The sequence below is a fragment of the Paraburkholderia xenovorans genome (assembly GCF_046030735.1).
GTDB lineage: Bacteria > Pseudomonadota > Gammaproteobacteria > Burkholderiales > Burkholderiaceae > Paraburkholderia > Paraburkholderia xenovorans_A.
Map to the genome: position 1 here is coordinate 1 of NZ_JAQQBV010000045.1, position 23425 is coordinate 23425.

Consider the following 23425-nt stretch of genomic DNA (forward strand, 5'->3'; position numbering starts at 1 on the left):
GCCGCGGCAAAGAAAGTAAGTGCCGCCCCGCACAGGGGCAACGCAAATAGACCACAAAGAAAAGAAAGCCAGCCACCGCAGGTAAACCAAAAAAACCCCAGCCACCGGCAGGCAAAACCGCAACAAGGCGCAGCCATAATCAGCGCCTTATTAGTAGTCGCGCTATCCGCGATACTGGTCTCGGGCATGCTCTGGCGCCAGCAAATCCAGATCCGAAGAATAGAAAACCAACGCCTGCTCTCCCAGGCACAATGGGTCGCGCGAGGCGCCTTGGACTGGACTCGCCTGATCCTCCGCTCCGAAGGAGACACCTCCGCCGGCATCACGTATCTGGGCGGCCTTTGGGGAGTCCCAATCGCCAAAACCCGGCTGTCGGATTTCCTCGGACAGATCGGCGAGGTCCGAGCAGAACAAGGTCAGGAAACCTATCTATCCGGTTCGATCGAAGACGCGCAAGCCAAATTCAATCTCCGTAATCTGGTTTCGAACCCCGCCCCCGGCGTCATGCAACTGAACCTCTCGCAGATCGGAGCCTATCAGCGCCTGCTCGTCTCCCTCGGTGTGAACAGCCAACTGGCGCAAAGCACCGCGGTCCAGCTCCGCGCAAGCCTCGCGCAATCGGCAACGCGTTTTCAGACGGTCACGGCCGGTGCCGCCGCCTCGGCACCCATCGCGCCCGTGCAGGGTGGCGGCACCGGCGGCAGCTTCACCAATACGCCCGGTCTGGAAGACGGCGACAACAATTCAGACGTCGCGCCGCTGCAATTCATCAGCGTCGATTCGCTCCTCGACGTGCCCGGCTACACGCCGGAAATGGTCGCGCGCCTGCGCCCCTTCGTCACCGTGCTGCCGACAATCTCGGCAGTCAACATGAATACGGCGTCCGCCGAAGTGATCGCGGCCATCGTGCCGGGCTTGAACCTGTCCGCCGCACAGTCCCTCGTCGCGCGCCGGCAGACCGTGTTCTTCCGCAACGCGGGCGACGTGCAACTCGCGTTGAGCGCCACGGGTGCGCCAGCGGCCGCAATCGACCCCAGCCAGATGGACGTCAACACGAGCTACTTTCTGATCCACGGTCGCGTGCAGCACGAACGCGCCGAAGTGGACCGCACGACACTCGTCTATCGCGACGCTTTGACTCACACTACGCGTATCGTGCGGGTACAAGACCAACTATGAACAACGCCTTTCCCAGAGAGAGTGGCCTTTGAGCACGCTGATCGTCCTACTGCCGCCGCGTGATCCGGCGGTGCCGTCGCAGGAATGGCAACTGCCGGAACTGCCGTTCCTGTTGCTCGACAAATCGGGCCGCACCCAACGCGTGGGCCGTTCGGCGCTCGCGCTGCTGCCGCGCGCGTCGACCACCATCCTGATGGTCTCTGCCCGCGACCTGCTGATGATGCCCGCCACGCTGCCGCCGTTGCGCGGCCCGCGACTGCGCCAGGCGTTGCCGAACGTGGTCGAGGATCAACTGATCCAGGACCCGCAAACCTGCCATATCGCCGTCGACCCGCAACCGCTCGCAGGCGGCAAGCAGTTGCTCGCGATTGTCGATCGCGGCTGGTTCCGCTTCATCTGCGAAGCCTTCCAGAGCGCCGGACACCGCAGCGTGCGCGCGGTGCCCGTCACGCGCTGCCTGCCGCAAGGCGCCCCGCTCGATACGCCCGTCGAAGTCGCGGAAATGGTCAACGCCGGTGAGCCGCTTACCGTCGGCTCGGCGAGCGTCGCGACCTCGCTGCCGGGCATTGCGCCGGTGCTGGCGCCGGACCTCGCGGCCGTGGTGCCGATGGTGGCCGCGGTGCTCGGCGCTGTCGTCCCGACCGCGCCCACGCTGCTGCTGGAGAGCGCCATCGAAAGCACGCTCGAAAGCGGCGTGCCGCGCGTCGAACTCGCGCTCGCGCGCGGTGCGCAAGGCGAAGGGCTCGCGGTGCCGGCGAACGCCGTCAACGCGACGCTCGCCGCGCTCGCAGGCGCAGCGCCCGTTTCGTTGTACATGCTGACCGAAGTGCCGGGCAACGAGCCGCGCCTCGCCGCCACGGGCCCGGCGAAGCTGGCCTCCTACGTGCACGGCGCGAGCCCGCTGCCGTTCGAGCAGCTCGCGCGGCGCGCGCTCGCGTGCCGCTTCGATCTCTGCCAGTTCGAATTCGCATCGCAGCCGTGGCGGCTCGATCGCGCGACGCTGCGGCGGCTGCGTCTGCCGGTCGTGCTGGCGGTCGGCGCGCTGGTGATCGCACTGATCGGCGCGAACATCCAGTGGATGATGCTCGCGCGCCAACGCGACGCGATCAGCGCGCAGATGACCGAGCTGCTGCTCAATACCTTCCCGAAGACGACCGTCGTGCTCGACGCGCCCGATCAGATGTCGCGCCAGTTGCAGCAATTGCGCGTGGCGGCGGGCGAATTGTCGCCGGACGATTTTCTGTCGCTTGCCGATGGCGTCGCTCGCGCGCTCGCGCCCATTCCGGTGAACGGCATTGCCGCGCTCGACTATCAGGACCGGCGTCTCGACCTGACCTTCAAGCCCGAAGTCAAAGTCGATCCCGATTTCGCCAAACGTCTCGCGCGCAGCGGTTTGAGCGGCGCGATCGACAGCAACACCGGCAAGTGGACCATCAGGAACGGACAATGAAAGCTGAACTCGCCCAAACCTGGGCTGGATTCTGGGACCAGCGCACCGAGCGCGAAAAAACGCTGCTCGCATGGGGCGGCGGTGTGCTGGCGATCGTGATCGCATGGTCGGTGCTGTGGGCGCCCGCGCAGGAAGGCCGCTCGCATCTGCGTGAATCGCTGCCGAGCCTGCAGCGGCAACTCGCGCAGATGACCTCGCAGGCGAACGAAGCGCGGCAGTTGTCGGTGGCCTCGCAAGGCGTCGCGCCGACCGGCGCCGCGCTGAAAGACGCGCTGAGCGCGTCGCTCACCGACCACGGTCTCGCCGCGACGCAGGTGCAGGTGATCGGCAACGCCGTGCAGGTGCAGATGAAGAACACGTCGTTCCCGGCCTGGACCCAATGGGTCGACGATGCGCGCAAGCAGTTCAAGGTGCAGGTCGCCGAGGCGCACGTCACCGCGCTCAAGGACGACGGGCAGGTCGATCTGACGGCATCGTTGCAGCCGTCGACTGCCAAATGAGCGCGCTTTCACGGGATCTCGCATGACTTACTGGATGCGGCGCCTGCGCGTCGCGCTACCGTGGATCGCGGTCGCCGTGCTGGCGAGTTTCGCCGTGATCCTGACGCTGTTGCCGGCCGCCTGGATCACGCCGCAGTTCGCGAGACAAACGAACGGCCACGTCAATCTCGTCGACCCGGCCGGCTCGTTGTGGCACGGCTCCGCCACGCTGATGCTCGCGGCGGGTTCGGATATGAGCGCGGCCACGTTGCTGCCTGGGCGCATCGAATGGCGCACGTCGTTGTGGCCGCTTTTTACGGGCCGCCTGCGCATGACCATGCGGCATAGCGAAGCGATGCCGGAGCCGATCACCGTCGACGCGACGCCGCGCACCGCGACCGTGACGGCCGGCGCGATCAGCGTGCCGGTTTCGCTGCTGAGCGGACTCGGCGCGCCGTTCAACACGCTCGATCTGCAAGGCGACGTACGGCTCGCGTGGTCCGATTGGCGCAGCTTCAACCAGGAAGCGTTCGGCCAGATGACGATGACGCTCAACGACGTCAGTTCGCGCGTCTCGCTGGTCAAGCCGCTCGGCTCGTACCGGCTGCTGTTTCAGGCGCAGGGTGTTTCGTCGACGCTGGATCTGACGACCCTCAAGGGGCCGCTGATGTTGACCGGTAGCGGCACGGTGTCGGCGGCGTCGACGTCGTTTCACGGCACCGCCAGTGCTGCGCCCCAGGCGCGCGACAACCTCGCGGGTTTGCTGAATCTGCTGGGCCGACCGAGCGGACCGGATACGGTGGCGCTGACCTTCGCGCATTGACCCTGTGTTGCCGGCATCAGGTGCATCAGGTGCAATAGATCAGATCAACCGGAATGGAAAAGAGGCATGGTCGCCACGCGCGATCATGCCTCTTTCAGTTTGTGCTTTCCGGATAGAACGGACTCAGTCGCTGCGCGCCTGCTGCGCCGAATTTTGCGCAACGGGCACCGCCGACGCTGCCGGCAACGGCGCGGGCGCCGCCACCTCGCCGGTTTCGCGGTTCATTTGCGACGCGTCCCAGCCGCCGCCGAGCGCCTTTACCAGACCCACCGACGACACCATCCGCTGGCCTGCGATCGTCTGCAGTTTCTGATCGGCGAGGAACGCGGTGGTTTGCGCGGTCAACACGTTGACGTAACCGACGGTGCCGGCCTTGTACTCGTTGGTGACGATATCCAGCGCCTGGCGCGCCGACGCCACCGCCTGTTGCTGCACGACGACTTCCTGTTCGAGGATCCGCTGCGACGCGAGGTTGTCCTCGACGTCCTGAAACGCGGCCAGCACCGTTTGCCGATAATTCGCGACGTTCTGATCGTACGCGGCACGCGCGGCATCGGTTTTCGCCTGACGCAGGCCGGCGTCGAAGATCGTCGCGGCGAGTTGCGGGCCGAGCGTCCAGAAGCGCGACGGCGCCGTCAGCAGTTGCGAGAACACCGAATTTTCGAAGCCGCCGCTCGCCGACAGCGTCAGCGACGGAAAAAATGCCGCGATCGCGACGCCGATCTGTTCGTTGGCGGCCGCGGCCTTGCGCTCCGCCGACGCGATATCCGGACGCCGTTCGAGCAGCGCCGACGGCATTTGCGCGGGCACCGCGGGCGGCGTGGCGGCGAGCGGCATCGGCGGAATCGAGAAGCTCGAAGCCGGTTCGCCGACGAGCACGGCGATCGCGTGTTCGTCCTGCGCGCGCTGCACGCCGTTGTCGATCGCGGACGCTTGCGCCGATTGCAGTTGCGTCTGCGCCTGGATCACGTCCGAGCGGGCGGCGACGCCGGCCGCATACTGGTTCTGCGTGAGTTGCAGCGAGCGCTGGTAAGCGGCGACGGTGTCGTCGAGCAGCTTCTGGGTGGCGTCGAGCGCGCGCAGCGAGAAGTAGGTTTGCGCGAGCGTGGCCTGGGCGGAGAGCCGCGCGTTCGCGAGATCGGCGGCGGCGCCCTGCTGGCCGGCCTTCTGCGAATTGACCGAGCGGGTGACCGAGCCCCACAGGTCGGGTTCCCAACTGGCGTCGAGTTGCGCGGTGAAGTTGTTGCGCACGCCGGAGCGGCTCGTGGTGCCCGTTGACGTGGAGCCCGCGCCGTTGCCAGAACGGGTGGCGCCGAGGCTTGCGCCGACGGTCGGGAAGTACGCCGCACGCGCCTCGCCGACCAGCGCACGCGCCTGGCGATAGGCCGCGGCGAATTGCGCAATGGTCTGGTTCGCGGAGTTCAGCTTGTCTTCGAGCGCGTTGAGTTGCGGGTCCTGGTAAATCGTCCACCAGTCGCCGCGGTCGTGCTGATCGGCCGGCTGGGCGACTTTCCAGCCGGGCGCGGCTTCCTTGTACGACGCAGGGACCTCGGCGGCGGGCCGCTGATAATCAGGGCCGACCGCGCAAGCGGCCAGCATCCCGGCGAGGGCCGCGGTTACCGCGATAGTCAGCGCGCGGGGCGCAAGCATCCGCGCGCGCGAGATTCGATCAGACTGCATGCAATGGATTCCTTCTGGACGCCGCAGTGCGCGCGATGGCGGCACTGTCGGCCGGGCGAGATCATGGCTCTGCCGGCATGTTAGCGTATGAGCCCGCCTGGGGATCGCTTGGGCCCGGCGTGGGCCCATTGGGCACGGAAATCCGAAAGGGTAATGCCAGGTGGGAAGCAGGTGTGTTACTTGGGGTGTCGGGAAGGTTACGCGCTGTTACGGGCGGTGCGTGGCGCACCGTCACGTCAAAAACCTAAACCCGCGAATCCGCCGACGGAGTCTGCCGGGCCAGTTTTCCTGCGGCAGCACGGCAAGGCGCGTCGCCGCGTGCCTGGCAAGCGCCCGTGGTGCTCGGGGCTCCCGTGGCAAGTGCCGCGGGGGTCGTCGTCGCACTGCCGCTAGCGACTGCCGCCGCCGCTACCGGGCGGAGCGCCTGTGCCGCAGCGGCGTTCGTGGCGCCCTTCTTCTGCCCCCGACGATGCTCGACCCAGGCCAACACCGCGACGCCCACCGAACCGCCGGGCAGTACGAACAGCACCGCGAACAGCGCGAGTTTCCACCAGCGGTGCGGGCCTTGAAAGCTGCTCAGCGCGGAATCAGTGAGGGAGCGGCTCAGGCCGCCAAGGGTGTTTTTGAGGTACAGCATCGGGAGAATCCTTCGTGCGCGCCACGCCCGCGGCGCGCTGCAAATCGGTCAGAACATGGTCTCGGGTGGCGCGGATCGCGCGTAACTCGTTGCCTGTAATAATATTGACTATGCAATCAAATTTCAAGATACTTCGCTTCGTGACGTGCCGCGATGTTGTTTTTCCGCGTTCACGCTACGAGAAACAGGATTTGACTTGTCTGCCGAGGCAGCTAAACAGACAGCTAAAATTCGTCTTCAGATGATGTGCCCACTACACGATGACTGACGGTCCCTATGACGCAGACAAGATTCAGCTGGAATCGAGTCTTGGCTATTACCTGACGAAAGCGCGCAACGTGCTGGTCGAACGGACGGATCGCGCGGTCAAGCCGCTGGGCCTGACGGCTCAGCAGATCGGCGTGATTCTGATGCTGTCCGCGCATCGGGCGAGCACGCCGTTCGAGTTGTCGCGCGTGATGTCGTACGACAGCGGGTCGATGACGCGCTTGCTGGATCGTCTTGAAAAGAAAGGCTTTATCGTCCGTACGCGCAGCGATGCCGACCGCCGGATGGTCAAGCTGGAATTGACGCCGCAGGGCCATGAGGCCGCGCGGCAGTTGCCCGCGCTCGGCGCGGCGGTGCTGAACGAGCAGTTGCGGGGATTTTCGGCAGCGGACCACGCTACCTTGCTCGACCTGCTGGCGCGGTTTATTGCCAACGGCATCGGCGGCGGATCGAGCGCGGGGTGTGGGTTCGAGCCGTCTACGAAACCGTCGGAAGAATCACCTGAAGCGACGCCGCCCAAACGCGGCAAGCCGTAACCAGAAGGCGCTTTCTAAAGCGTCATTGTTCGTAGTTATCTGTCTGGGCAGAGAATGATCCGGCATAGAAGCGTGCTCATTGGTGCGCGTGATAAAGCTGCCGCGACAAGCTTTCCCGATTGGGTTGAGGAGAATACACATGGCTGCCACGGCTTCCGCCGCTGCCCTACCCGCCGCAGAACCCGCTCCTTTCAAGGGCGCTGCGCTGGCCTTGCTGACCGTCGGACTCGCGCTCGGCACGTTCATGGAGGTGCTGGACACGTCGATTGCGAACGTTGCCGTGCCGACCATTTCCGGTAGCCTTGGCGTGGCGACCAGCCAGGGCACGTGGGTGATCTCGTCGTATTCGGTGGCCTCGGCGATCGCCGTGCCGTTGACGGGCTGGCTCGCACGGCGCGTCGGCGAAGTGCGGCTGTTCACGCTGTCCGTGCTGCTTTTCACGATTGCGTCGGCGCTGTGCGGGTTCGCGCAGAACTTCGAATCGCTGATCGCGTTCCGGCTCGTGCAAGGACTCGTGTCCGGACCGATGGTCCCGCTGTCGCAAACCATTCTGATGCGCTCCTATCCGCCGGAAAAGCGCGGGCTCGCGCTCGGTCTATGGGCGATGACCGTGATCTGCGCGCCGATCTTCGGGCCTGTGATGGGCGGCTATATCACCGACAACTACACATGGCCGTGGATCTTCTACATCAACGTGCCGATCGGCCTGTTTTCGGCGGTCTGCGCGTTCCTGCTGCTGCGCGGCCGCGAAACGAAGATCACCCGGCAACGTATCGACGCAATCGGCCTAGCGCTGCTCGTGATCGGCGTGTCGTGCCTGCAGATGGTGCTCGATCTCGGCAAAGACCGCGACTGGTTCAACTCGACGTTCATCGTGACGCTGGCGATCATCGCGGTCATTTCGATCGCGTTCATGCTGGTGTGGGAGATGACCGAGAAGGAGCCCGTGGTCGATCTCTCGCTGTTCAAGGACCGCAATTTCGCGCTCGGCGTGGTGATCATTTCGTTCGGCTTCATGGCCTTCTTCGGCTCGGTGGTGATCTTCCCGCTCTGGCTGCAGACGGTGATGGGCTACACCGCCGGGCTCGCGGGCCTCGCCACCGCGCCGGTCGGCATTCTCGCGCTGTTCCTGTCGCCGATGATCGGCAGGAACATGCATCGGCTGAACCTGCGTGTCGTGGCGAGTTTTGCGTTCATCGTGTTTGCGTTCGTGTCGTTCTGGAACTCGACGTTCACGCTCGACGTGCCCTTCAACCACGTGATCTGGCCGCGACTCGTACAAGGTATCGGCGTGGCCTGCTTCTTCGTGCCGATGACGACGATCACGCTGTCCAGTGTCTCGGATGAGCGGCTTGCCAGCGCGTCGGGCTTGTCGAACTTCTTTCGGACCTTGTCGGGCGCGATCGGCACGGCGATCAGCACGACGTACTGGGAAAACGACACGATCCGCCATCACGCGATGCTGACCGATTCGGTGAACGTCTACTCTGCGAACACCACCAGCTACACCAATGCGCTGGGCGGCCTCGGGTTGTCCGGCGATTCGCTGACCGCGCAGTTGAATCAGATCGTGACGGCGCAGGCGTACATGATGGCCACCAACGATTTCTTCCGGATCTCCTGCGCGGCGTTTCTGGTGCTCGCCGTGCTGGTCTGGGTCACGAAACCGCGTAAGGGCGTGGGACCTTCAATGGGACATTGACGGACATTGAGGCGGCGCGTCAGGCGAGCGGTTTTTGTGCCGGGGCGCCCACATCCGCGCCCCGGCCGCGATGTTCGTTGTGTTGCGTTACGGTGTGCCCGATCACTGCGTGACCGGCTCGCCGGTAGAGGACGACGGCATCGATTGTCCCTGCGTCGAATCCGGATGCAGCGCCGACGGTGCCGCTTGAGCCGGCTTCGCGCCATTTTGCGGCGCGCTGGCCGCTGCGCCTCGCACGTATTCCTTGAAGTCGGCGCCCGCTTCCCAGGGGTTCGGCTTGCAACCCATCGAGCCGTCACAGTGCGCGGCGAAGCCAATGGTCGCGGTGCCGTCGGGGTTCGGGGTTCGTGTGATCTGATAGGCCAGCGCGCGTTTGCCGCCGTCGGGACCCGCGGTCTGGATCAAGGTGTCGGTAGTTGACTCGATCTTGTATTTCGAATGGGTGGTGACCCATGTCTGCGCGCGTTGCCACCACACGTCGCACTCGGCTTTGCTCGAGCACGTCAAAGGCGTGGTCGCGATCTGCATCACGTCGGGATTGACCTGACCTTGTGACGAACACCCCGCTACCGCTGCCACGCTCAGCGCGATTATCAGATTCTTCTTCAGCATATCGACTCCTCCGATTGCGGACGTTTGTTTAAACAGCCGCAAAATTTGGACCACGCTCCGCACGCGGCGTTTCATACGTGCAAACAAGCGTGCCGCAAACCGATATGAGTTCCGTTGCGGAGAGCGCGGCATGGAGTTCGACAAAACTCCATAAGCCAACCATTCACTGACGACAGTTCAGTACACAGCAGCAGCGATCGAAGGCTTAGACGCTGAAGCGGTTCAACGTATACGCACGGTATGCCGCGACGAATGCGTCGAAAGAACCGACTTCGTCGCGTTCGAGCGTGACCTGTTCCGCCAGCGATTGCTCGGCGAGCTCTGCAAATTCCTTCGCTTGCGCAGGATCGAGCGGGCGCGCGCGGAAATGAGCCGCGTGCGCTTCGCTTTGTTCGAGGCCGAACGCGAGGAAACTCTGCTGCTTGTTACGCATGGTTTGCAACACGCGCGCGGACGGCGTCAGCGACGGGTCTGCCAGCTTCGCGCGCTGCACGGTCACCGCGCGGGCGTGCGCGTCGCCGCCGTGCAATGCGTCGAGTGCCGCCGCGGCTGCATCGATTTTCACGAGCAGTTCTTCCGCCCAATCGGTCATTGCCACGGTCTTGCCGTCGCGCGTCAATTCGAGACCGGGCTTGCGCCCTTCCAGCGTGACGCGACCGAAATTCTGATTGGCTTCGGCGTACGCGTCCGGCGGCAACGTCGCGCTGTCGTCGAGTGCGCAGACCAGCAGGTAGGCATCGAGAAAGCGCGAGGTTTCGAGCGAAATGCCGGTCGGTTCGAACGGATCGATATCCATACAGCGCACTTCGACGTATTGCACGCCGCGTGCGGCCAGCGCATGCAGCGGACGCTCGCCCGGATGCGTGACGCGCTTCGGACGGATCGTCGAATAGAACTCGTTTTCGATCTGCAGCACGTTCGTGTTGATCTGTACCCACTCGCCGTCGCGCTGCGTGCCGATCGCTTCATACGCGGGATACGGCTGGCTCACCGCTTTCGCGAGCGCGTCGAGGTAACCCGGCAGCGTGTCGTAGTCGGCATGCAGTTCGGCCTGCGCGGTGGTGTTCGAATAGCCGAGATCGCTCATACGCAAACTGGTCGCGTACGGACGGTACAGCGTGTCGGCGTCGAAGGTTTCGAGCGTGTGTTTGCGCCCGCGCAGGAAACGCCGGTCCAGCGCCGGCGACGCGCCGAACAGATACATCAGCAGCCAGTTGGTGCGGCGGAAATTGCGGATCAGCGCGAGGTAACGTTCTGACTGGAAATCGACCGCATTCGCGGAGGACTGCTGGTCCGCGTGCAACGCACGCCACACTTCTTCGTTCAGCGAATAGTTGTAATGGATGCCCGCGATGCACTGCATCGTGCGGCCGTAACGCAGCGCCAGACCGATTCGATAGACGTACTTCAGTTTGCCGATATTCGAGCTGCCGTAATCCGCGATCGGAATGCCTTCATCCGTGTCGGGCAGCAGGCCCGGCATCGAGTTGTTCCAGAGGATTTCGCCATCGAGTTGTGCGTAGACGAAACGATGCAACGTATCGAGCTTTTCGAGCGTGAGCGCAACGTCATTTTCGGCCGGCGTGATCAGTTCGAGCAGCGCTTCGGAATAGTCGGTGGTGAGCGACGGATGCGTGAGCGCCGAACCCAGCGCGCGCGGATGCGGCGTCAAGGCGAGCTGCCCTTCGTGCGACACGCGCAGGCTTTCCCTTTCGATGCCGCGCAGGCCGCGTATCAGCGCGTCGCGCTCGGGGCCGGAGGTCAGCACGGACAGGCGGTGCGAGAACGCGTCGGTCGTGCGGGAGGGTGTTGTGTTTGGCATTGATGCGAGTCGGGCGTTGTCGGCCGCCATGTGCCGCTGCGCTGCTGGCCAGCAGCACTGCGCGGTTGACAACGTTCGGCGGAATTTTCGGTAGCGGGCACTTTAACATCTCGCCACGACGCCTGCTTGAGGCGGCTTCGGCGCGCTTCTGGCGCCCTCCCGGCGTGGCTCGTGGCACCTTTTTGGAAGATGAATCCGCGCACCGTGTGTGTGCCCGAATCTGTCCGTTACGTGTGTTTCCCGCGATCCGCGTTTCCACGTGGGATGAACTCACGCCGACGGGCCGGCCCGCTAGCCGTCAACCGCCGCGCGCCGCCCCTGCCCGGTCCGCGACCTCGTTCCACAGATGCATCGCCGCATACGCACGCCACGGCCGCCATGCGTCGGTGCGAGCGCGCTGCTGGGCGGGCCGCACGAGCGACGGATCGCGTGCGCAGATCGATTGCATCAGCACGAGGTCCCACGCCGGCCACGCATCGGCGTCACGCCACGCGCGCATCGCGACATACTCGACGGTCCACGGCCCGATGCCGGGCAATGCGAGCAACGCGGCGCGCAGGCTGCCGGCGTCGACGGTGCTGCTGTCGACGGGCACGTCGCCGGAAGCGACCGCATGCGCGAAACCTTGCAACGCGGCTACGCGTTTACCCGGCATGCCGATCTTGTCCAGGTCTACCGCGGCGAGCGCGGCGGGCGTCGGAAAACGCCACGCGGTGTTCTCATGCGGATGACCTTCGATGCGCTCGCCCGCGCGCTGTACGAGCCGGCCGATGATCGTCGTCGCCGCTTTCACGCTGACCTGCTGGCCGACGATCGCGCGCACGACCAGTTCGAAGCCCGACCATGCGCCCGGCACGCGCAAACCGGGCACCGCTTCGATCAGCGGCGCGAGCCACGGATCGGCCGCGAGCCCGGCGCCGATTTTTTTCGGATCGGCGCGCAGATCGAACATGCGCGCGATCGGCGCGGCGAGCGCTTCGGCGTGGCGGCTCGCGGGACCTTCGATGCTTGCGACCACGCAGCGTTTGCGCGGATGCAGCCGCACGCTGAGCGTGCCGCTGTCGCCCGCCCAATCGATCGCGCGGCGGTACGCGCCGTCTTCCACCGCTTCCACGCCGGGCGTCGCGCGTCCGCCGAAGAAGCGCAGCAGGCGCGGCCAGTCGAATGGCGGTTTGAAAGGCAATTCGAGCGTAACGAGTTCGTCGAGCGTGCTCACGCGGCGTGGTCCAGATTAGAGGGGGTTCCGGCGCGGGCCGCTGTGCCGCGAGCCGGTTGGTCCGATGACGCTTCGGCCGCGTGCTGCGCCTCGTTGTCGAGCAGCGCGGCCTTGCGCGGCAAACCCCAACGATAGCCCGCCAGCGCGCCGCCCTTTTGCACCACGCGATGACACGGAATCGCCAGCGCGACCGGGTTCGTCGCGCAGGCGCTCGCGACCGCGCGCACCGCGCGAGGCGCGCCGACTGCTTCGGCGATGTCGGAATAACTGCGCGTCTCGCCGTACGGAATGCGCCGCAGCGCATCCCACACGCGCTGACGGAACGCCGTCGAGGCGATGTCCAGCGGCAGATCGAAGTCTTGCCGCGTGCCGCGCAAATAAGCATCGATCTGCGCGAGGAACGGCGCAAGCGGCGCGGCGTCTTCGAGTAGTTCGGCGTTGGCGAACTCGCTGCGCAGTTCGTCGACGAGCAGCGCGGCATCGTCGCCGAAACCGATCTTGCAGATGCCTTTGTCGGTCGCGGCGATCAGTACGAAGCCGAGCGACGTCGGCGCGCTCGCATAGCGCACGGTGAGCCCCGCGCCTTTACGGCGAAACGCGGACGGCGCCATGCCCAGTTCCGCCGACGCGCTGTCGTACATCCGCGAGGGTGAGCCGAAGCCGGCGTCCATCGTCGCGCGGGTCACGTCCGCGCCCTTCTGCAACGCGTCGCGCAATGCCGCGCCCCGCTGCGCCGCCTGGTACTGGCGCGGCGACACGCCCACCACGCGCTTGAACAGACGCTGCAAATGGAACGGGCTGACGTGCACGGCGTCGCTCAATTGCGCGAGCGTGAGGCGTTGCTGCGGATCGGCGTCCAGCGCGGCGCACGCGCGGTTGACGATCTCCAGTTCGCGCGGCAGGCCGCCCGGCTGACAGCGCTTGCAATCGCGAAAGCCGGCGGCGCGCGCGGCGTTTGCATCGACGAAGAACGCGACGTTTTCGCGGCGCGGCTGGCGCGACGCGCACGACGGGCGGCAGAACACGCCGGTCGTTTTGACCGCGTAGAAGAACGTGCCGTCGGCCTGCGGATCGCGGCGGGTGACGGCATTCCAGCGTTCTGCTTCGGTGGTCCAGCCGTCGGCTTCTGCGGGTGTGGACGTGATGTCGGTGCGGTTCATGATGGTCCCGGAAAGGCGTTGTCGATGCTCACCAATTTAGGCCGCAAGCCGACACACTACGCTCCGGTTCTTGCTCTGTCATTGCGTCGGGCCGGCTGCTTGCCTCAGCGCTTCTTTTGGCGCTTCCCGACACCCGGCCTACAGGCGGAAGCCCCGTCAGACGCCTGTTTTGCCTCAAACTGCGTCAATTTGGCACGATATCGGGTTTTCCCTTAAAAAGTTATTGCGTCGCACCAACCCCATGTGTATATTAGTACTTGTCTCCTCCATGTCTCCTCCTGATATGGATTCAGCCCGCTCCACATAGAGCGGGCTTTTTTTCGTCCATCCATTCGTGAGCCGTCCGTTACGGCCGCTCGAAAACGCCGATTCTCGCCGCGCGGCCCTTTCTCCTACACTGGCTATTCTGTGGTTCCGCGAACCGGCCAAGGGGCGTTCGAGATGAAAATTCACATCCGCGAAATCGATCATGTGGTGATTCGGGCGACGAACGTCGAGCAGATGACGCGTTTCTACTGCGACGTGCTCGGCTGCAGCCTGGAGAAAGAACAGCGCGATCTCGGTTTGACACAGTTGCGCGCGGGGCGCTCGCTGATCGACCTGTTGCAGGTCGGCGCAAAACTCGACCATGTCGAGAATGGCGTGCCCGGCACGGGCAGGAACATGGACCACGTGTGTCTGCGCATCGAGCCGTTCGACGCCGGCGCGCTGAAGGCGCATCTGGCAGAACATGGCACGCAGGTGGGCGAGCCGGCGCAGCGCTACGGCGCGGACGGTTTCGGACCGTCGCTGTATCTGTTCGATCCGGAGGGCAACATGGTCGAACTCAAGGGGCCGCCGGAAGCAGCGCGGGTTTTCTGACGCTAACGCGCCCGCCTCCGCCGTTATTTTTCAGGCGTTCGCCGGCGCCTTCAACACCGTCCACTCGATTTTCACCGCATCCGCGTTGGCGCTGCCGAGCCATGCCTCGCCGTCCTGCACGGTGCATTGCAGACGCATCGTGCGTTCGGCGAACGAGCCGAGCGCCGCGGCGACATCTTCGCCGAGCGACCACACGGTCACATTGCGCATGCGTTCGACCTTGTTCTTCACGCCCTGCCACCAGATGTCCGACGTGCGGCCGCCATACGCGATCACGACCACTTCGTTCGAGCGGCCGCTGGCTTTCGCGATGCGCCGTTCGTCCGGCTGGCCGACTTCGATCCAGGTTTCGATCGCGCCGGTCAGATCCTTCTGCCACAGGTCGGGTTCGTCGACATCCGACAAACCTTTGCAAAACTCGAGACGTTCCTGTGCAAACAGCGCGAATGCCGCGACGCGGACCATCATCCGCTCGTCGGTTTCCGACGGATGCCGGGCGATCGTCAGCGAATGGTCGGCGTAATAGTGCCGGTCCATGTCGGCGATCTGGAGTTCCGCCTTGTAAATCGTCGATTTGAGAGCCATGCCGTTGCTATACCAGACGCTCGCTCCACCGGAGCGAACGGAAAAAGAGTCGTCGACGGCGCGTTGCCGCTTACGGTGTTGGTTGTACATCGCTGACTCCTTGCGCGCCGATGAGCGGCTGCTGATGCAAGGAGCGAAGCATTTATCGAGCCACGGTTGCCGCGAAAGACGCGTTGGCTACCTTGGTGCACCTGCCCGCAAGGCTTCCAGGCTTCGAAGCGCATTGGACAAAGCAAGGGCAACTGGCGCGTGATGATACCGAATGTATCGATCCTGTACGGTAAATCGATCGATAAGAGGGGCGCGACGGCCGTATTGTTGGTACACAGGCGTCACTTTTGTCAGGCGAAACCCGACAGGCCGTGTTGCCGCAGCGCGGTTGGATCGCCGGATAGTCCATGACCCTCCGTGTCCAATCTGTCTCATTTGCGAGAACATGTGCAGCTCGATAATCCCCCGGAGCCTTCTTCGACACACAAATGAAAAACGGCCGGGCATTTTGAATGCCCAGCCGAATTTATCTCGCAGTTTCACTGCTTCTAACTTTTAAAGTCAGAAGTTTTTAACATGCACGACCTGCTCCGGCACGTTGCCGAAACGAACCGCCTTAATGCATGAACTACTGCTTGATGAAACGATCGTTGGCCCAGAGGCCTTGCGTATCGCTATTGCCGGAATTGACGAACTCCACGTCATGCCCGACCACGCGCACCACGCGGAAATTCGAATTTTCCGGCGTGGAAACACATTGATAACCGGAGAAGAATTCCTGCATCTTTTGCTGTTCGCCGGCTTGTGCATGCTGATCGACGGCGTCGAGTTTATCCTTCGACAAACAGCCGTATGCATTGGCCTTGAACTGGATCATTTGCTGCGGCTTGATCACGACGTCTTGCGCCTGAACAGAAGCGGCAGCCAAACCCGCAATGGCGAAAAGAAGGGCGATTCGCGTTTTCATGTTTTCCTCCAGCGCGGGTGAATACTCAGGTTAGCTATGTATTTAACTTTAAGGTGGAACCCGCATCTTGCACTTTAGGAGAACGCGACAGAACGACAAGCACATCTTGTGTGCGGTCGCAACAGTGGCGAATTGTCACAGGCCATCACGCAGATGCTTAAACCTTAAGCAATGGTATCGATCAGCAGAATTGCGACGGATAACTAAACGACCGGCGGCTCGTACTGCTTTAACCAGTAAAGCTTTGCGGCCTGTATTGGAGTAAACGAGTAGCGTGATTTAAGCGATTTAATACAATTAATCCGCGCGCTTGGTGCGTTGCACACAAAGTCATTCAGCCGACCAAAGAAAAATCACGAAATAACGGTGTAGATGCAGAAGATAAAAGGTGCCAGCTCGACGAGCCGGCACTTGCGGGCGACGCCGCCGTCAATTATTGCGCCGTTGGTTTTCGAAGAACTCAGACTGGAACAGGCACATGCGCAACGCATTGTGATAACTGCCGTTACCGAAAAACTCCTCGATCAGTTCGGCCTCATGTCGAAAGCCGCATTTTTCGTAGACGTGAATCGCCGACGTATTCGACTTGTCGACGATCAGATAGACCTTGCGCAGATTCAGCACCGAAAATGCGTAGTCGATTGCGAGTTGCGTGGCGAGCGTGGCATAGCCGCGCCCCTGTGCATGCGGCGCGATGATGATCTGAAACTCGCCGCGGCGGTGGATGTAGTCCAGCTCGATCAGCTCGACCACGCCGACGGTTTGCCCTTCGTTGTCGATCGCGACGAAGCGCCGTTCGCGCAGATCGTGCACGTGCTGGTCATAAAGCTGGGTCAGTTCGGAGAAGGTTTCGTACGGCTCTTCGAACCAGTACCGCATGATTTTCGCGTTGTTGTTCACCTCATGAACGAAGCGCAGATCGGTTCGTTCGAGCGGGCGCAAAGTGAGTTCGCTGCTGCGTTCGATCGTCATTGGATTCCCCTTGAGAATTATTGATTGGAATGCGCGCGACGGGAGTGCGCATCCGTCGCGTGTTCCTGCGTGTGCCTTGTTAGTCCGAGCCGCAAGCGGGGAGTTCTTGCAACGAGCGCCGCCCAGCCAGGCGGTTTTTGCAAACAGCAACGCGCGGCGCGGGTTGGGCGAGGGCGCGTGTCGCGTTGTCGCACGCGGATGGCGATGCGTTTATGAGCGGCGCGGTACGGTGTGGTACGCACGGTGCTCTACAATGAAATGAGGTTCTTGCGATCGGAGGTTACCGTGATCGAGCAACTGATTCTGGGCGCCTTTCTGGTGATTCCGCTACTGATCGTCGCTTTTCTTTTCTCCGACGAATTGTGGCAGGAACATCGCCATCTGCACGATCTGCGTCCGCTGCATGCGAAGCCGCGTCGCATCGACTGGCGGCATCCGCTGCGCCGCCGACGGCACGATGTTTAAGCTCGCATCGAAGGGACCCAAAAGGACTCAAAGCATCCCAAAAGACACGCCGCGTGAAGCAGCCGCGTGCCTGAGAACCACAGCGTCAAAGCAACTCAATCCGCGCGCCAATGCGCGCGAATCCTTTTTGCCAGCGCTTCGAGCGCATCCGCATCGGCGACCTCGCGTGCGTGCAACCGCAGCGGCTCGCCTTCCCAGCGCGGAATCACGTGAAAATGCACGTGCGGCACTGTTTGTCCCGCCGCGCTGCCGTTGAATTGTCCGATGAACATGCCGTCCGGTTTCAGCGTGGCGCGCAACGCGATCGCGAGCTTTTGCGTCATCCGCATGCACGCGATCACGGACGCATCCGACAATTCGAAAATCTCCGCCGCCGCTTCCTTCGGCACGACGAGCACGTGACCGTCGGCTTGCGGCATCAGGTCCATGAAGGCGAGGGCGGCATCGGTTTCCGCCACTTTGATGCAGGGTAGTTCGCCGCGCAGAATCCTCGCGAATGGATTGCTGGTGTCGTAGCTCATCACGCGTCCTTACTGGTTGCCGGCATGAACCGGTGCGAATCGATGCGAAATCGGGGAATGGTCGCCGGGACTTCACGGCGTTCCCGGACATTGTCTCCCACATCTGTTACAGCGCGGTGCTACAGCGCACGCGCCGCGCGTTTGATCGCCTGCGGCGGCTGGCCGAATGCGCGCAGAAACGCGCGACGCATCCGTTCGGTGTCGGCAAAGCCGGTTTCTTCGGCGACGGCTTCCATCGAATGACGGCCGGCCTCGAGCATCTCGCGCGCCGCCTCCACGCGCAGCGCTTCGATTGCTTTGGCCGGCGACTGCCGCGTCTCGTCGCGAAACGCACGGCTGAACTGGCGCGGGCTGAGATGCGCGACGTCGGCGAGTTGTTCGACCGTCAACGGTTCGCGCAAATGGCTTTTCGCATACGACAGCGCGTCCTGGATGCGATCCGATTTCGGCTCCAGCTCGAGCATTGCCGAAAACTGCGACTGGCCGCCGGTGCGCCGGTGATACACGACGAGCTTCTTCGCAATCGCCCGCGAAATCTCTACGCCAAGATCGTTTTCGACCAGCGCGAGGCACAGATCGATGCATGCGGTCATGCCGGCGGAAGTCCACACCGAGCCGTCGACGATAAAAATGCGGTCTTCGTCCACGTGCGTCCTGGGAAAACTTTGCCGGAGCTCGCGCGCGTAGTGCCAGTGAGTGGTCGCATGCCGCCCGTCGAGAATGCCCGCTTCCGCGAGCACGAATGCACCGGTGCATATGCTGGCGGTGCGGCGCGATGCGGCCAGCGCGTCGTTCAGAAACGCCAGCAAGCCCGCCGACGACGGCTCGATCTGCATCGCGCCGGTCACCACGACGGTGTCGTAAGCCGGATCGCCGAAAGCCTGCGTCGCGACTTCGACGCCAGCCGAGCTGCGCACGAGGCCGCCGTGCTCCGAAATGACCTCCACCGTGTAAGCGGCGTGCCCCAACTGCAGATTCGCCAGTTCGAAGACCGACACCGCGATCATGTCGAGGATCTGGAAGCCCGGAAAAACCACCACGCCGATACGTTTCATAGCGATGTCCGAAAACGAGGTAAATACGACATTTGTGACGCGAGACTACGCGCCTAGACTTCATTCGTCAACACCGCCATGCCCGCTCAACAACGCACGGCAGGGCATAGCGGCGGCAAAGGTTCCGGTTTTCCCATTCATCGATCAGGGTTCAGGCGCGGCGCGCCGAACCCGCAAGGAGAGCTTCACATGGCAACGCAAGCAAACAAGGGCACGGCATTGATCACGGGCGCATCGTCGGGCATCGGCGCGGTCTACGCGGACCGTCTCGCGCGGCGCGGTTACGACCTGATTCTGGTGGCGCGCGACGTCAAGCGTCTGAACGAACTCGCCGAAAGTCTTCGCGCGGCAACCGGCCGGCATATCGACACCATCGCCGCGGATCTGACCGCAAAAGCCGACCAGCGGCGCATCGAGGAACGCCTGCGCAGCGATCGCGGCATCACGATGCTGGTCAATAATGCCGGCGTCGGCGCGACCAAGCCGCTGATCGACTCGAACGTCGACTCACTCGAAAGCATGATCGAGCTGAACGTGACCGCGTTGACCCGGTTGACGGCGGCTGCCGTGCCGGGCTTCGTCGAACGGGGCAGCGGCATCGTGATCAATATTTCGTCGGTCGTCGCGCTTGCGCCGGAGATGCTGAACGGCACCTACAGCGGCACCAAGGCATACGTGCTGAACCTCACGCAGTCGCTGCATCACGAAGTGGGCGGCAAAGGCGTGCAGTTGCAGGCGGTGCTGCCGGGCGCTACCAGCACGGCGTTCTGGGACCGCGCGGGTCTGCCGGTCGAGCATCTGCCGTCGCAGATCGTGATGAGCGCGGAGGACATGGTGGACGCAGCACTCGTCGGGCTCGACCGCGGTGAACTGGTGACGATTCCGTCGCTGCCCGAGGCGGCCGACTGGGAGCGCTTCAACACCGCGCGCCAGCATCTGGGGCCGAACCTGTCGCGCAGCGCGCCGGCCGCGCGTTACTCGGCGGCTTGAAGGGCGGCGGCCTGATTTAACGTCAGCCCGTTCGCGCCAACCCGCTAACGCCAGTCCGTCGCCACGTCGTCGGGATCGACCAGCGTCAATCCCGACGACGGCAGCGGCAGCGCCGTCTTATAGCGCACCTGCTTGAGCGCGAAGCTCGAGCGGATGTTCGAGATGCCCGGAATCTTCGTCAGATGATCGACGATGAAGCGCTCCAGCGTCTGCATGTCCGGCATCACCACGCGCAGCAGATAATCCGCGTCGCCCGTCATCAGATAGCACTCCATCACCTCGGGGCGCTCGGCAATCGCCTGCTCGAAACGCAGCAGCGCGTCTTCCACCTGCTTTTCCAGACTCACCTGAATGAACACGTTGATCCGCAGCCCCAGCGGCTCCGGATTCAGCAGCGTGACCTGCTGCTTGAACAGCCCGAGTTTTTCGAGCGCGCGGACCCGGTTGAAGCAGGGCGTCGGCGACAGATTCACCGAGGCCGCGAGATCCGCATTGGTGATGCGCGCGTTCTGCTGCAACTGGCTCAGGATGCCGATGTCGATACGGTCGAGCCTGCGAGGTGGGGCGGACATAGTAGAAATATTCCATGGTAAGGACGAAATTCGGAATAACTAGCCTATCCGGAACCGCGATCGCAGGCAAATGAGACGCTCATTTTGTGGGCAGATGGGTACCATGGACTCACTCGATCTTGAGCCGAACGCGTGGATGCGGGAGTGGTGCCATGACGGATTTGTCCAGCGGTAGCGAGCAGTTGCAGTCTTTGCATGCACAGCGTGCACACGATGCGGAGCGTGAGGATGCCGATCCGCAGGAAACCGCCGAGTGGCTGGAGGCGCTCGACGCGGTGGTCGCGCATGTCGGCCGCGACCGCGCGCAGTTTCTGTTCGATCGCCTCGCGAGTCATGCGCTGTCGCTGGGCGTCGAATCGGCTCGCACCAACGTCACGCCGTACCAGAACACGATCGCGTTCGACGAGCAGCCGCGCTATCCGGGCAATCTCGAACTCGAAGAGCGTCTCGCCGCCGCGCTGCGCTGGAACGCACTGGCGATGGTGGTCCGCGCGAACCAGGCGTATGGCGAACTCGGCGGCCATATCGCGAGCTATGCGTCGGCGGCGGATCTGTTCGAGGTCGGCTTCAACCATTTCTTTCGCGCCGCGGCGCCGGGCGGCGACGCGGGCACGGGCGACCTCGTGTACTTCCAGCCGCATTCGTCGCCGGGCGTGTACGCGCGGGCTTTTCTCGAAGGCTTTCTGTCGGAAGAAAACCTGCAGCACTACCGCCGCGAGATCGGCGGCCCTGGGCTTTGTTCGTATCCGCATCCGTGGTTGATGCCGGATTTCTGGCAATTCCCGACCGGCTCGATGGGCATCGGCCCGATCAATGCGATTTATCAAGCGCGCTTCATGCGCTATCTCGCGAACCGCGGCCTCGCGCAAACCGATGACCGCAAGGTGTGGGGTTTCTTCGGCGACGGCGAGATGGACGAGCCGGAATCGACCGGCGCGTTGTCGCTGGCCGCACGCGAAGGGCTCGACAACCTGGTGTTCGTGATCAACTGCAATCTGCAACGTCTCGACGGTCCGGTGCGCAGTAACGGCCGCATCATCGACGAACTGGAAGCGCATTTCATCGGCGCCGGCTGGAACGTGATCAAGGTGATCTGGGGCTCGGACTGGGACGCGCTGTTCTCGCGCGATCGCAGCGGCGCGTTGCTGCGCGCGTTCGCGCAAACCGTCGACGGCCAGTTCCAGACCTTCTCGGCGAACGACGGCGCATACAACCGCGAGCGTTTCTTCGGCCAGAACCCCGAACTCGCGGCGCTGGCCGCCCAATTGAGCGACGATGACATCGACCGTCTGCGCCGCGGCGGCCACGACGTGCGCAAACTGCACGCGGCGTATGCGAAGGCACTCGCGCATCGCGGCCAGCCGACGGTGATCCTCGCGAAAACGATGAAGGGCTTCGGCATGGGCACCTCGGGCCAGGGCCGCATGACCACGCATCAGCAGAAGAAACTCGGCTTCGACGACCTCAAGACGTTTCGCGACCGCTTTCACCTGCCGCTCACGGACGAGGACGTCGAACAGGTGAAGTTCTACAAACCAGCGGAGGACAGCCCGGAGATGCAATACCTGCACGCGCGCCGGGCTGCTTTGGGAGGCTATCTGCCCAGAAGGCGGAGAGTCGCATCGACGGGGCTGATCGTGCCGCCGATGTCCTCCTGGGGGCAATTCGCGCTGGATTCGAACGGCCGCGAGATGTCCACGACGATGGCGCTGGTGCGCATGCTCACCGCGCTCCTGAAGGACGCCGCAATCGGCTCGCGCGTGGTGCCGATCGTCGCGGACGAAGCCCGCACGTTCGGCATGGCGAACATGTTCCGCCAGGTCGGCATCTATTCGCCGCTTGGGCAACTGTACGAGCCGGAAGATCTCGGTTCGATGCTGTACTACCGCGAGGACACGAAAGGCCAGATTCTCGAAGAAGGCATTTCGGAAGCGGGCGCGGTGTCGTCGTGGATCGCGGCGGCGACCTCATACAGCGTGCACGACCTGCCGATGCTGCCGTTCTACATCTACTACTCGATGTTCGGCTTCCAGCGCATCGGCGATCTGATCTGGGCGGCGGCCGACCAGCGCGCGCGCGGATTTCTGATCGGCGCGACGTCGGGCAAGACGACGTTAGGCGGCGAGGGCTTGCAGCATCAGGACGGCACGAGCCATCTGGCGGCGTCGACGATTCCGAACTGCCGCGCGTACGATCCGGCGTTTGCATATGAAGTGGCCGCGATCGTCGACGAAGGAATGCGTGAGATGGTCGAACAGCAGCGCGACGTGTTCTATTACGTGACGGTGATGAACGAGAACTACGCGCAGCCCTCAGTGCCCGGCGGCGATGTGCAGGCGCTGCGGGAAGGAATTCTCAAGGGGATTTATCCGTTAGCCGCTCAAACGCAAGCCTCGGTTCAGCTGCTCGGTGCGGGCGCGATTCTCGGCGAAGTGATCGCCGCGCAGCAGATGTTGAAGGACGACTGGCAGATCGAAGCCGCCGTGTGGAGCGTGACGAGTTTCACCGAATTGCAGCGCGACGGGATGGCGGCGGAACGGCTCGAGCGGTATGGCGAATCGACAGCCGCGCCGTATGTGACGAACGCACTCTCGACGTCGCAAGGTCCCGTTATCGCCGCGACCGACTACGTCCGCGCGCTGCCCGAACTGATCCGGGCGTACGTGCCGCGCCGCTATGTGACGCTCGGCACCGACGGCTTCGGCCGCAGCGACACGCGGCAGGCGTTACGCGAGTTCTTCGAAGTGGATCGCACGGCGATCGTAATCGCGGCGCTGAAAGCGCTGGTGGACGAGCGCGCAATCGAAGCCGGCGTGCTGGCCGACGCGCGCAAAAAGTATCGCGGCGACAAGCCGCTCAACGCGGCTTCGTGGCAATGCTGAG

Annotated in this window: 22 protein-coding genes; 10 read left to right on the forward strand and 12 right to left on the reverse strand. The window is 63.6% G+C overall.

The annotated features are described in order from the left end of the window. The 4 genes from gspK to gspN form a co-directional block, all read left to right on the forward strand. Positions 1 to 1179 (forward strand): type II secretion system minor pseudopilin GspK (gene gspK / locus PQQ51_RS30310; RefSeq protein WP_408500882.1); only part of this gene is annotated, 1179 nt, incomplete at its 5' end. Between the two features lie 28 nt (positions 1180 to 1207). Then, entirely contained in the window at positions 1208 to 2629 is a 1422-nt protein-coding gene (gspL, locus tag PQQ51_RS30315; protein ID WP_408500883.1) for a type II secretion system protein GspL, read from the forward strand. Further along, complete coding sequence (locus tag PQQ51_RS30320) at positions 2626 to 3129, forward strand: type II secretion system protein M (protein WP_408500884.1); 504 nt, start codon at positions 2626 to 2628, stop codon at positions 3127 to 3129. The genes gspL and PQQ51_RS30320 overlap by 4 nt, the downstream gene beginning before the upstream one ends. Before the next feature lie 22 nt (positions 3130 to 3151). Continuing rightward, positions 3152 to 3931: a type II secretion system protein N gene (gspN, locus tag PQQ51_RS30325; protein ID WP_408500885.1), complete on the forward strand. Its 780-nt coding sequence runs from the start codon at positions 3152 to 3154 to the stop codon at positions 3929 to 3931. Positions 3932 to 4054: 123 nt separating this feature from the next. Here gspN and PQQ51_RS30330 read toward each other — a convergent pair whose 3' ends face one another. Both PQQ51_RS30330 and PQQ51_RS30335 read right to left on the reverse strand, forming a co-directional pair. Next, entirely contained in the window at positions 4055 to 5611 is a 1557-nt protein-coding gene (locus PQQ51_RS30330; protein ID WP_408500886.1) for an efflux transporter outer membrane subunit, read from the reverse strand. 244 nt (positions 5612 to 5855) lie between these two features. Further along, on the reverse strand, positions 5856 to 6248 hold the full coding sequence (locus tag PQQ51_RS30335; protein WP_408500887.1) for a hypothetical protein: 393 nt from the start codon (positions 6246 to 6248) through the stop codon (positions 5856 to 5858). A 260-nt stretch (positions 6249 to 6508) separates the two neighbouring features. Between PQQ51_RS30335 and PQQ51_RS30340 the strand changes: the two genes are divergently transcribed. Continuing rightward, on the forward strand, positions 6509 to 7051 hold the full coding sequence (locus tag PQQ51_RS30340; protein ID WP_408500888.1) for a MarR family winged helix-turn-helix transcriptional regulator: 543 nt from the start codon (positions 6509 to 6511) through the stop codon (positions 7049 to 7051). A gap of 139 nt (positions 7052 to 7190) precedes the next feature. Continuing rightward, positions 7191 to 8753 (forward strand): DHA2 family efflux MFS transporter permease subunit, encoded by a 1563-nt coding sequence (locus tag PQQ51_RS30345; protein WP_408500889.1) that lies wholly within the window; start codon positions 7191 to 7193, stop codon positions 8751 to 8753. Between the two features lie 102 nt (positions 8754 to 8855). Here the strand turns inward: PQQ51_RS30345 and PQQ51_RS30350 are convergent, their stop codons facing one another. The 4 genes from PQQ51_RS30350 to ada all read right to left on the reverse strand — a co-directional run bounded on the left by PQQ51_RS30350 (position 8856) and on the right by ada (position 13563). Continuing rightward, positions 8856 to 9365 (reverse strand): hypothetical protein, encoded by a 510-nt coding sequence (locus PQQ51_RS30350; protein ID WP_408500890.1) that lies wholly within the window; start codon positions 9363 to 9365, stop codon positions 8856 to 8858. A 205-nt stretch (positions 9366 to 9570) separates the two neighbouring features. Further along, positions 9571 to 11187 carry a glutamate--cysteine ligase gene (gshA, locus tag PQQ51_RS30355; protein WP_408500891.1) on the reverse strand — a complete coding sequence of 539 codons (1617 nt, stop codon included), beginning with the start codon at positions 11185 to 11187 and terminating at the stop codon, positions 9571 to 9573. Between the two features lie 298 nt (positions 11188 to 11485). Continuing rightward, positions 11486 to 12403 carry a DNA-3-methyladenine glycosylase family protein gene (locus PQQ51_RS30360; RefSeq protein ID WP_408500892.1) on the reverse strand — a complete coding sequence of 306 codons (918 nt, stop codon included), beginning with the start codon at positions 12401 to 12403 and terminating at the stop codon, positions 11486 to 11488. Next, complete coding sequence (gene ada / locus PQQ51_RS30365) at positions 12400 to 13563, reverse strand: bifunctional DNA-binding transcriptional regulator/O6-methylguanine-DNA methyltransferase Ada (protein WP_408500893.1); 1164 nt, start codon at positions 13561 to 13563, stop codon at positions 12400 to 12402. Before ada ends, PQQ51_RS30360 begins: the two co-directional genes overlap by 4 nt. A 441-nt stretch (positions 13564 to 14004) precedes the next feature. Between ada and PQQ51_RS30370 the strand changes: the two genes are divergently transcribed. Further along, positions 14005 to 14424: a VOC family protein gene (locus PQQ51_RS30370; RefSeq protein ID WP_408500894.1), complete on the forward strand. Its 420-nt coding sequence runs from the start codon at positions 14005 to 14007 to the stop codon at positions 14422 to 14424. Positions 14425 to 14454: 30 nt separating this feature from the next. Here the strand turns inward: PQQ51_RS30370 and PQQ51_RS30375 are convergent, their stop codons facing one another. From PQQ51_RS30375 to speG, 3 genes are all read right to left on the reverse strand, one after another. Beyond that, positions 14455 to 15009, reverse strand: coding sequence for a YaeQ family protein (locus PQQ51_RS30375; RefSeq protein WP_408500922.1), 555 nt, complete (start codon positions 15007 to 15009; stop codon positions 14455 to 14457). Between the two features lie 619 nt (positions 15010 to 15628). Continuing rightward, entirely contained in the window at positions 15629 to 15967 is a 339-nt protein-coding gene (gene sap1, locus PQQ51_RS30380; protein ID WP_408500895.1) for a surface attachment protein Sap1, read from the reverse strand. Positions 15968 to 16396: 429 nt separating this feature from the next. Next, a complete protein-coding gene (gene speG, locus PQQ51_RS30385; protein WP_408500896.1) occupies positions 16397 to 16939 on the reverse strand; it encodes a spermidine N1-acetyltransferase in 543 nt (180 codons plus the stop codon). A gap of 285 nt (positions 16940 to 17224) precedes the next feature. Between speG and PQQ51_RS30390 the strand changes: the two genes are divergently transcribed. Next, positions 17225 to 17404, forward strand: a complete 180-nt coding sequence (locus PQQ51_RS30390) for a hypothetical protein (protein WP_408500897.1) — start codon at positions 17225 to 17227, stop codon at positions 17402 to 17404. A 95-nt stretch (positions 17405 to 17499) separates the two neighbouring features. On the opposite strand, the gene PQQ51_RS30395 is transcribed toward PQQ51_RS30390, so the two are convergent. Both PQQ51_RS30395 and PQQ51_RS30400 read right to left on the reverse strand, forming a co-directional pair. Next, the gene (locus PQQ51_RS30395) at positions 17500 to 17925 is read right to left on the reverse strand and encodes an HIT family protein (protein ID WP_408500898.1); all 426 of its coding nucleotides are present in this window, start codon (positions 17923 to 17925) and stop codon (positions 17500 to 17502) included. 119 nt (positions 17926 to 18044) lie between these two features. Continuing rightward, positions 18045 to 18980, reverse strand: coding sequence for a GlxA family transcriptional regulator (locus tag PQQ51_RS30400; protein WP_408500899.1), 936 nt, complete (start codon positions 18978 to 18980; stop codon positions 18045 to 18047). 189 nt (positions 18981 to 19169) lie between these two features. On the opposite strand from PQQ51_RS30400, the gene PQQ51_RS30405 reads away from it, so the two are divergent. Then, positions 19170 to 19970: an SDR family NAD(P)-dependent oxidoreductase gene (locus tag PQQ51_RS30405; RefSeq protein WP_408500900.1), complete on the forward strand. Its 801-nt coding sequence runs from the start codon at positions 19170 to 19172 to the stop codon at positions 19968 to 19970. 44 nt (positions 19971 to 20014) lie between these two features. On the opposite strand, the gene PQQ51_RS30410 is transcribed toward PQQ51_RS30405, so the two are convergent. Further along, positions 20015 to 20542: an Lrp/AsnC family transcriptional regulator gene (locus tag PQQ51_RS30410; RefSeq protein WP_408500901.1), complete on the reverse strand. Its 528-nt coding sequence runs from the start codon at positions 20540 to 20542 to the stop codon at positions 20015 to 20017. 152 nt (positions 20543 to 20694) lie between these two features. On the opposite strand from PQQ51_RS30410, the gene mdeB reads away from it, so the two are divergent. After that, positions 20695 to 23424: an alpha-ketoglutarate dehydrogenase gene (mdeB, locus tag PQQ51_RS30415; RefSeq protein WP_408500902.1), complete on the forward strand. Its 2730-nt coding sequence runs from the start codon at positions 20695 to 20697 to the stop codon at positions 23422 to 23424. The last annotated feature ends 1 nt before the right edge of the window (position 23425 follow it).